Source organism: Streptomyces alkaliphilus, assembly GCF_014141535.1.
Classification (GTDB): Bacteria; Actinomycetota; Actinomycetes; order Streptomycetales; family Streptomycetaceae; genus Streptomyces; species Streptomyces alkaliphilus.
Map to the genome: position 1 here is coordinate 1 of NZ_VKHT01000107.1, position 8,682 is coordinate 8,682.

At 70.4% G+C, this 8,682-nt stretch carries 9 protein-coding genes and 1 riboswitch; of the genes, 7 read left to right on the forward strand and 2 right to left on the reverse strand.

Annotated features, from left to right (window positions below):
• Positions 1-163 precede the first annotated feature (163 nt).
• The gene (locus tag FNQ90_RS06040; protein WP_143625008.1) at positions 164-535 is read right to left on the reverse strand and encodes a phage holin family protein; all 372 of its coding nucleotides are present in this window, start codon (positions 533-535) and stop codon (positions 164-166) included.
• 62 nt (positions 536-597) lie between these two features.
• Here FNQ90_RS06040 and FNQ90_RS06045 point away from each other — a divergent pair, with 62 nt between their 5' ends.
• Together FNQ90_RS06045 and FNQ90_RS06050 are read left to right on the forward strand one after the other, a co-directional pair.
• Entirely contained in the window at positions 598-915 is a 318-nt protein-coding gene (locus FNQ90_RS06045; RefSeq protein ID WP_182605320.1) for a cupin domain-containing protein, read from the forward strand.
• 185 nt (positions 916-1,100) lie between these two features.
• On the forward strand, positions 1,101-1,319 hold the full coding sequence (locus tag FNQ90_RS06050) for a DUF5326 family protein (protein ID WP_182605314.1): 219 nt from the start codon (positions 1,101-1,103) through the stop codon (positions 1,317-1,319).
• Here the strand turns inward: FNQ90_RS06050 and FNQ90_RS06055 are convergent.
• A complete protein-coding gene (locus FNQ90_RS06055) occupies positions 1,222-2,649 on the reverse strand; it encodes a YibE/F family protein (RefSeq protein WP_407699313.1) in 1,428 nt (475 codons plus the stop codon). The two genes, FNQ90_RS06050 and FNQ90_RS06055, sit on opposite strands and share 98 nt — an antisense overlap.
• A gap of 180 nt (positions 2,650-2,829) precedes the next feature.
• On the opposite strand from FNQ90_RS06055, the gene thiC reads away from it, so the two are divergent.
• From thiC to FNQ90_RS06080, 5 genes are all read left to right on the forward strand, one after another.
• Entirely contained in the window at positions 2,830-4,755 is a 1,926-nt protein-coding gene (thiC, locus tag FNQ90_RS06060; protein ID WP_228470907.1) for a phosphomethylpyrimidine synthase ThiC, read from the forward strand.
• A 147-nt stretch (positions 4,756-4,902) separates the two neighbouring features.
• A riboswitch (M-box (ykoK) riboswitch) is annotated at positions 4,903-5,076 on the forward strand.
• Between the two features lie 297 nt (positions 5,077-5,373).
• Positions 5,374-6,753: a magnesium transporter gene (mgtE, locus tag FNQ90_RS06065; RefSeq protein WP_182605316.1), complete on the forward strand. Its 1,380-nt coding sequence runs from the start codon at positions 5,374-5,376 to the stop codon at positions 6,751-6,753.
• Position 6,754: 1 nt separating this feature from the next.
• Positions 6,755-7,468 (forward strand): MgtC/SapB family protein, encoded by a 714-nt coding sequence (locus FNQ90_RS06070; RefSeq protein WP_182605317.1) that lies wholly within the window; start codon positions 6,755-6,757, stop codon positions 7,466-7,468.
• Between the two features lie 146 nt (positions 7,469-7,614).
• Positions 7,615-8,049: an ester cyclase gene (locus FNQ90_RS06075; RefSeq protein ID WP_182605318.1), complete on the forward strand. Its 435-nt coding sequence runs from the start codon at positions 7,615-7,617 to the stop codon at positions 8,047-8,049.
• A 238-nt stretch (positions 8,050-8,287) separates the two neighbouring features.
• Positions 8,288-8,581: an MTH1187 family thiamine-binding protein gene (locus tag FNQ90_RS06080; RefSeq protein WP_182605319.1), complete on the forward strand. Its 294-nt coding sequence runs from the start codon at positions 8,288-8,290 to the stop codon at positions 8,579-8,581.
• Positions 8,582-8,682 lie beyond the last annotated feature (101 nt).

An 8,682-nucleotide genomic window follows, 5' to 3' on the forward strand; every position in this document is an offset into this window, starting at 1 on the left:
GTGTATAAGGGACAGGCCCGGGACGCGGGGTGGGAGCGCCGGCCGGACGCGTGGATCCGGCCACCGGTTCGAACGGGGAGTCGGGCATGCCCGTCAGGGTAGTGCCGATCGGATGTTCGATTCGGTGCGGACTCCGGAACGAACCCGGCCCCGGGTGCTCGGCTCAGTCCCGGTCGAGCAGGGAGGTGACCGCCCAGGTGACGATGGAGATGACCAGACCGCCGAGCAGCGCGGACCAGAAACCGTCCACCTGGAAGGAGCTGCCGGCCAGCCACCCGGTCAGCATGAGCATCAGGGCGTTGATCACCAGGGCGAACAGTCCGAGGGTGAGGATCAACAGGGGCAGGGCGAAGAATTGGAGGATCGGCTTGACGAAGAGGTTCACCAGGCCGAAGATCAGCGCGACGATCACCAGGGTCAGGACCCGGCCGCCGGTGTCCGTGCCCTCGTCACCGAGGGAGATGCCACCGACCAGCCAGACGGCCGCGGCCAGCGCCAGGGCGTTGGCGATGAACTTGATCAGAAGGTTCGTCATGTGGGGATCGTTCCAGACGACACCGGTACCGGGGCAAGAGGGCAGGCGGGGATGACGGCGTGATCAAAGCGTTTCGACTCGACCAACTGGAGGCGGAACGCCTCGCCAACGACGGGGCGTACCTGCAGTTCCTGCGCGAACGGAACATGTCGGTGGGGCTGTACGCGCTCGACGCCGGGGAACCCGACCCGCAGACCCCGCACCGCGAGGACGAGGTGTACCTGGTGGTCAGCGGCCGGGGCTCGCTCACGGTCGGGGAGGAGACCGTCCAGGTGGGCCGGGGCAGCGTGGTCTACGTGCCCGCCGGGGTCCAGCACCGCTTCCACCACATCACCGAGGATCTGCGGATCCTGGTGGTCTTCTCTCCCCCGGAGAGCTGACCCACCGACCGTCCGGATCCCGTAGGGGTTCGCTCAGGGACCAACGAGGGGCCGGGACCCCCCGACCGGCGCGGGCGCGGCCTAGCATCGGTTGTGGGACGACGGGAAGGCGTACCCTCGCGGCGCATCCGGCGCGCCGCACGCCCTTCCCGGTCCCGCTCGACGCCTCGAGAGGAGAGTCAGCGATGAAGGACGCCTTCATGAGCCTGCCGTGGTGGGTCCGGTGGGTGGTCATCCCGCTGTTGGCCCTGGCGGTCTTCGGGGGGCTCCTGCTCGACCTGATCGCCTTCGTGGTGGGGCTGGCCTTCAAGATCCTGGTCTTCGCCGTGCTGGTCGCCCTGGTGATCTTCCTGGTGCGGAAGTTCTCGTCGTCCTCGGGGTCCTCGGGGTCCGGCGGCTGGTAGCCGGGGCGGCCCGCCGGCCCCCGCCGTCAGCGGCGGGGGCGCCGCCGGCGGGCAGCACCCCCTCCCGGTCGGCACTGACCACCAGCGCCGCCAGGACGGTGGTGATCGGCACCGAGGCCACCAGCCCGATCGACCCCACCAGGGTCCGCACGATCTCCTCCGCCACCAGTTCGCTGAACGCGACGGTCCCCACGCTCTGCCCGGCGATCGAGAAGAGCAGCAGCAGCGGCAGCGCGGCACCCGCGTACGCCAGCACCAGCGTGTTCACCACCGAGGCGATGTGATCCCGGCCGATCCGCATCCCGGCCCGGTACAGCTTGATCCAACTCGCGTCCGGCTCGGCCTGCTTGAGTTCCCACACGGCGGAGGTCTGGGTGACCGTCACGTCATCGAGCACGCCCAGGGAACCGATCAGGATGCCGGCCAGCAGCAGGCCCCGGATCTCGATGTCGGGGTAGAGCGCGTTCACCAGCCCCGTCTGGTCGTTGGTGTTGCCGCTCAGTGCCGCCCAGTCGATGAAAGCCGAGCCCAGGAAGCCGATCAGCACCAGCGAGATCAGCGTTCCCAGCACCGCGACCGAGGTGCGCGCCGTCAGCCCGTGGCACAGGTAGAGCGTCGCCAGCATGATGGCGCTGCCGCCGATCACCGCGACCAGCAGGGGGTTGGAGCCCTGCAGGATGGCCGGAAGGATGAACAGCGTCAGGATCGCGAAGCTGGCGACCAGGCCGACCAGAGCCAGGAACCCCCGCAGCCGGCCCACCAGCACCACCGCGACCGCGAAGATCGCCGCGAGCAGCAGGATCGGCACCGACCGCTCGACGTCGAAGACCGAGTACTGCAACTCCTCGGGGGCGTCCGGGGCGTAGGCGACCTTCACACCCTGTCCGGTGGTGAAGCGCTGGGGGGCGTCCGGTGGCACGACCTCCTCGAAGGTGCGTCCCGCGTCGGGCCCGGTGGTCACCTCCACGGTCGCCAGCTCGCACGGTCCGCTCACGCCCTGTCGCACCGCCACCCCGAGGTCCGCGCACGGCACCTCCCGCACCTCGGTCACCCTGGCGTCCTGGATCTGCCGGTCGAAGCCGACGCCGGTGCGGTCCTCCTGTTCGGGCACGCCACCGGGCCACAGCAGGAGCATGCCGACCCCGACGAAGGCCGCGAACGGCACCAGAACCGCCGCGATCAGCCGGCGCAGCCGACCGGAGACCGGGGCGGCGGGGCCGTGTTGGTGGGTGTGCCCGTGCGGGTGGGCGTGCGCGTCGAACGCGTCGCCGGGACCGCCGCCGTGTCCGTCGGGACCGTGGCTCTCGGGGGTGCTGTGGGGAGGCGTCACGGGAGGATCATCGCAAGAGGGGCGGGGCCCTCTGGTCATCCCCACCGGTGTGCCGTTAGCGTGAGGGGCGTTCATGTGACATCGCGGGAGCTCCGAGCACGGGGCTGAGAGGGCGCTGAACGGCTGCGCCGACCGCCGAACCTGTTACCGGGTAATGCCGGCGTAGGGAGTGGGTCTTCGATGACCGCACGGGACGCGCACACGCGCGCCACCACGGACACCAAAGGTATCGACGCGAACGCGAACGGTACCGGTGTCACCGCCACGACGACCAACGACACGACGACCAGCGACACGACGAACACCGCCACCCCCGGGGCCACCGGGCCCGACAAGGCCGGCGCCCCGACCACCGGCGCGGACGACCCGGCCCGCCCGCTCGGCTGGCACAAGGGCTACCTGGAGGGAAGCCGTTCCGACCTTCGGGTCCCCGTCCGCCGGGTGCACCTGACCACCGGCCGGGACGTCACCCTGTACGACACCTCCGGCCCGTACACCGACCCCGGCGTCGAGACCGACGTGCGGCGCGGCCTGGAGCCGCTGCGACAGCGGTGGATCCTCGAACGCGGCGACACCGAGGAGTACGCGGGGCGGGAGCCGCGTCCCGAGGACGACGGGATCAGGCACACCTCCCCCCGGGGCGGGTTGCGCAACCTCGACGCCGTCTTCCCCGGGCGTCCGCGCCGCCCCCGTCGGGCCCGGGACGGTCGGGCCGTCACCCAACTCGCGTACGCCCGGCGGGCAGAGATCACCCCGGAGATGGAGTTCGTCGCGATCCGGGAGAACGTCGAGCCCGAGGTGGTGCGCGAGGAGATCGCCGCGGGCCGGGCCGTGCTGCCGGCCAACGTCAACCACCCGGAGATCGAGCCGATGATCATCGGCAAGCGGTTCCTGGTGAAGGTCAACGCCAACATCGGCAACTCCGCCGTCACCTCCTCCATCGAGGAGGAGGTGGAGAAGATGACCCGGGCCACCCGCTGGGGCGCGGACACCGTGATGGACCTGTCCACCGGCCGCAACATCCACACCACCCGCGAGTGGGTGCTGCGCAACTCCCCCGTCCCGATCGGCACCGTGCCGCTCTACCAGGCGCTGGAGAAGGTGGACGGTCGCGCGGAGGAGCTGAGCTGGGACGTCTACCGGGACACCGTGATCGAGCAGGCCGAGCAGGGCGTGGACTACATGACGGTGCACGCCGGCGTGCTGCTGCGGTACGTGCCGCTGACCGCGCGCCGCAAGACCGGCATCGTCTCGCGCGGCGGCTCGATCATGGCCGCCTGGTGTCTGGCCCACCACAAGGAGAGCTTCCTCTACACGCACTTCGAGGAACTCTGCGAGATCCTGCGGGCCTACGACATCACCTTCTCGCTCGGCGACGGCCTGCGGCCGGGCTCGATCGCGGACGCCAACGACGAGGCGCAGTTCGCCGAGTTGCGCACCCTCGGCGAGTTGAACCGAATCGCGAAGTCGCACGACGTGCAGACCATGATCGAGGGCCCGGGGCACGTCCCCATGCACAAGATCAAGGAGAACATCGACCTCCAGCAGGAGATCTGCGACGAGGCGCCGTTCTACACGCTCGGCCCGCTGACCACCGACATCGCCCCGGCGTACGACCACATCACCAGTGGCATCGGCGCGGCGATGATCGCCTGGTGGGGCACGGCGATGCTCTGCTACGTCACCCCCAAGGAGCACCTGGGGCTGCCCAACCCGGACGACGTGAAGACCGGCGTGATCACGTACAAGATCGCCGCGCACGCCGCCGACCTGGCCAAGGGGCACCCGGGGGCGCAGGAGTGGGACGACGCGCTGTCCGACGCGCGGTTCGAGTTCCGCTGGGAGGACCAGTTCAACCTCTCCCTGGACCCGGACACCGCCCGTGAGTACCACGACGAGACGCTCCCGGCGGAGCCGGCGAAGACCGCGCACTTCTGCTCCATGTGCGGACCGAAGTTCTGCTCGATGAAGATCAGTCGGGAGATCGGGGAGCGGTTCGGCGGTGACGGGGACGCCACCCCCGAGGAGATCGAGGCCGGAATGCTGGAGAAGTCCAGGGAGTTCGCCGAGTCCGGCAACCGCGTCTACCTGCCGCTGGCGGACTGAGTCGCGGCGTCGGCGTCACCCGGCCCGGCCGCCGGGTGACGCCGACGGGGTCCTCCGCGGTGTGGCCTCCGCGACACGCGGAGGGTTTTGACCGGGCGCGGAGTCCCACCTACCCTCGTGAATCGTGGATCCGCGATGAGCGGACGACAGGTGTCCCGTTAGGTGAGGCTCCTGCGCGCGTATGTGTCTGCTGCCCGGAAAGGTCGAGAGACCCCTACGGGTTGAACAGGCCCTGCCGAATCAAGGCTTGGCTTAACGCAGACCGGGGAGACCCGTGCTCCCCTAGGCCCGCAGTGCTGAAGCTCGACGTAGGGAAGCCCGGGCCGGCCCCGCCGTGTCCCGGTGCCCTGCCACGAGTGACGCAGACCTCCCCCGTGCGGGAGGTCTTTTTTCGTGCCCCGGGAGGGTTCGGAGAGCAGGAGTCGTGCCCCGGAAGGGGCGGATGGCAGGAGGAGGTGAGGGCGTCGCCACCCAGTAGTCGGGTCCCGAACGGGACCGCCGCCGATTTCCGTGAACACCGCCGGGCCACCGGCGCCCATCGGCACGCCCCATCCCTCCCCGTTACCCGGTCGTGAGGGCTGCGCGGCGTGCCCCGACCCCGACGAGGGGGAGAACGCCATGCGCACCACGCACACCGAACTGCTGCACACCCTCCGCGATCGTGACCTGACCGCGGCCAAGGACATCCTGGCCGGCGCCACCGTCGACGAGGCGGTGACGCTCCTGCGGGAGGCTCCCGCCACCGAGCGGGCCCTGGCCTACCGTCTGCTGGACAAGCGGACGGCGGCCGAGGTCTTCGACCTGCTCAGCGGCCCCGAGGAGGTTGACCTCCTGACGGCCATGACCACCTCCGAGGCCACCGCGGTACTCGAATCGCTGGACCCCGACGACCAGGCCCGCCTGCTGGAGGAGGCCCCGGCCACGGTCGCCAAGCGCCTGCTGGCGGCCCTCCCCGAGAGCGATCGGCGACATGTCGGTGTACTGCTCTCCTACCCGGCCGACAGCGCCGGGCGGTTGGCCAACCCCCGTTACCTGGCCCTGCGTCCCGACACCGACGCGGCGCGGGCGCTGGAGGAGGTGCGCGGCTCCCGGCTGGGTCCGGAGGACCTGACCACGGTGTTCGTCATCGACGGGGAGCGCCACTACCTCGGCCTGGTGACCGTGGCGGAGTTGGTCCGCGCCGCGCCCGCCACGTCCCTCGGCACCCTGGCCCGGCTGCCGGACATCGCCGTGACCACCACCGCCGACGCGGCCGCCGCCTCCCGCCTGCTGCAACTGCGCGACCTGGGGGCCCTGCCCGTGATCGACTCCGAACGGCGACTGGTCGGCGCGTTGACCTACGACGACGCGATGGACGCGCTGGAGGACGACGCCTCGGAGACGATGTACCGCAAGGCGGGGCTCGGTGACCCCGCCCACGCCAAGGAACTGCTGCGCAGCGAGCGGCTGACCCGGGGCGGCATCCTCTACCCGGTGCGGGTGCGGATCGCCTTCCTCATGGTGACCCTGGTCGGTGGCCTCATGGTGGGCGGACTGATCGAGCGGTTCGAGGACGTGCTCGCCGCCGTGGTGGCGGTGGCGATCTTCGTTCCGTTGATCATGGACATGGGTGGCAACGTGGGTACCCAGTCCACGACGATCTTCGCCCGTGGGCTGGCATTGGGGCACATAGATCCCAAGGCGTTCGGACGACAGTTGTTCCGCGAGGTGCGGGTGGGCGCCACCATGGCCCTGATCCTGGCCGGCATCGGCGGCACCGTCGCCTATCTGTGGCAGGGGGCGCCCAACGACATCCCCCTGCTGGGTCTGGCCGTGGGGCTGTCCCTGTTCACCTCGGTGACGCTCGCCACTTTCCTGGGCTTCGCGCTGCCCTGGCTGCTGTTCAGGATCGGCCTGGACCATGCTCCGGGAGCGGACCCCTTCATCACGACGATCAAGGACTTCACCGGGCTGGCCGTCTACTTCAGCCTCACCGCCTGGCTGCTGGGAGTGGGATGACATGATCGACACCCTGGAATTCACGCTCCGGCTGGCCGCAGCCTTCGGTCTCGGTGCCCTGGTCGGTGTCGAACGCCAGTGGCGTGCCCGCATGGCCGGTCTGCGCACCAACGCGCTGGTCGCCACCGGTTCCGCGCTCTTCGTGCTGCTGGCCGTCAACACCCCCGGAGAGGTCAGCCCCACCCGGATCGCCGCCCAGGTCGTCTCCGGCATCGGTTTCCTCGGCGCCGGCGTGATCATGCGCGACGGCATCAACATCCGGGGGATCAACACCGCCGCCACCATTTGGTGCGCCGCAGCCATCGGCGTCCTGGCCGGCAGCGGCCTGTACCTCGGCGCCCTCCTGGGGGCCCTGGCCGTGGTGGCGGCCAACCTCCTGCTGCGCCCCATCGCCCGCCGGATCGAGTCCGCCCCGGTCGGCAACGGCAGTGAGACCCTCATCCCCTACCGGCTGCGCATCACCTGCCGGGAGGACCAGGAGGCCCATGTCAGGGCGCTGCTCCTGCAATCCCTCTCCGGAGGGGGCTTCGCCCTGCGGTCGTTGGAGAGCCAGGACGTGGACCACACCGGTCGGGTTCACGTCCTGGCCGAGATGACCACCCGGGGGCGGTCCGACGACCAACTCGAGCAGGCCGTCAACCGCCTCAGCCTCGAACCGGGGGTCACCGCCGTCCGTTGGGAGGCCCTCGACGAGAGCCGGGAGAACGAGGTGTGAACGCCGGGATCGTCGCCCGCCGCCGTTCCCTCCGACGGGGCGCGGCGGGCGGTGATCCCGGCGGCGCGTTCACCCCCGGCGGTGTCTGTCATGGGCCTTTTGTCGGATGTACGGTGGAAGGACCTCCACAGGACGGGAGGTGAATCATGGGACAGGCACGCGAGGTCATGGATCGGCTCACCGAGGCGATCACCATCACCCGGGACCTCAAGGCCGCCGCGGAGTGCTTCGCGGAGGACGCCGTCGTCGTCTCACCCGATGAGGGTGAGATCCGGGGACGGGAACGGATCGTCGAGTACTGGCGCCACTTCATGGACGCCATGCCCGACGCCTCCTACGAACCGCTGGCCCTGTACGAGGACGGCGACTCCGCCATCGACGAGGGATTCATGATCGGTACCAACACCGGTCCCCTCATCGGACCCGACGGGGAGAGGAGAGCACCGACCGGTCGACGGATCCGGGCGCGCAGTTGTGACCGCGCCACCGTGGTGGACGGACACATCGTCGAGCACCACATCTACTTCGACCGGATGGATTTCCTCGGGCAGCTCGGTCTTCTGCCGGAGCCGAACCCCTGAGGGGAGGCCCCGCCGGCGGACGCACCACCGAGAGGAGGTACCGCTGAGAGGAGACATCCCCGAAAGGGGACACCCAACGGCCCGCCCCCGCCCGCTGCCCCGTGCGGGAGCGGGCTTTTCCGCGTGACCGGTGCGGGGGCGGTGGGTTCGGTGGCCGTACCGGGCACGATGGGGTTCCGGGCACGGGCCCGGGCACGCGGCGAGCCGCGGGAAGAGGCGTACAACATGGAGGCACGACGTGATCGTGGCGTTTTCGGTGACCCCGATCGGCGCCGGTGAGGACGTGGGGGAGGCCGTGGCCGAGGCGGTGCGGGTGGTGCGCGAGAGCGGCCTGCCCAACCGCACGGACGCGATGTTCACCAGCGTCGAGGGCGAGTGGGACGAGGTGATGGACGTCGTCCGTCGCGCCGTGGAGGCCGTGCGGGCCCGTTCCCCCCGGGTGAGCGTGGTGCTCAAGGCGGACATCCGCGAGGGGGTCACCGACGGTCTGACCTCGAAGGTGGAGACGGTGGAGCGGTACCTGGCCGGGTGAGTGCCGGGTGGTCGGGGCGGGGCGCCCCCGTGCGCCCCGCTTCCGTCTCACAGTTCGTCGCGCACCCCGCGCTCGACGTCCCGGCGCACCGCCCACCAGCC

Excerpts from the sequence above, each read along its gene's own strand:
- FNQ90_RS06040 (WP_143625008.1), bottom strand. The coding sequence starts at position 535 with ATGACGAACCTTCTGATCAAGTTCATCGCCAACGCCCTGGCGCTGGCC.
- FNQ90_RS06050 (WP_182605314.1), top strand. The coding sequence starts at position 1,101 with ATGAAGGACGCCTTCATGAGCCTGCCGTGGTGGGTCCGGTGGGTGGTC.
- thiC (WP_228470907.1), top strand. The coding sequence starts at position 2,830 with ATGACCGCACGGGACGCGCACACGCGCGCCACCACGGACACCAAAGGT.
- mgtE (WP_182605316.1), top strand. The coding sequence starts at position 5,374 with ATGCGCACCACGCACACCGAACTGCTGCACACCCTCCGCGATCGTGAC.
- FNQ90_RS06070 (WP_182605317.1), top strand. The coding sequence starts at position 6,755 with ATGATCGACACCCTGGAATTCACGCTCCGGCTGGCCGCAGCCTTCGGT.
- FNQ90_RS06075 (WP_182605318.1), top strand. The coding sequence starts at position 7,615 with ATGGGACAGGCACGCGAGGTCATGGATCGGCTCACCGAGGCGATCACC.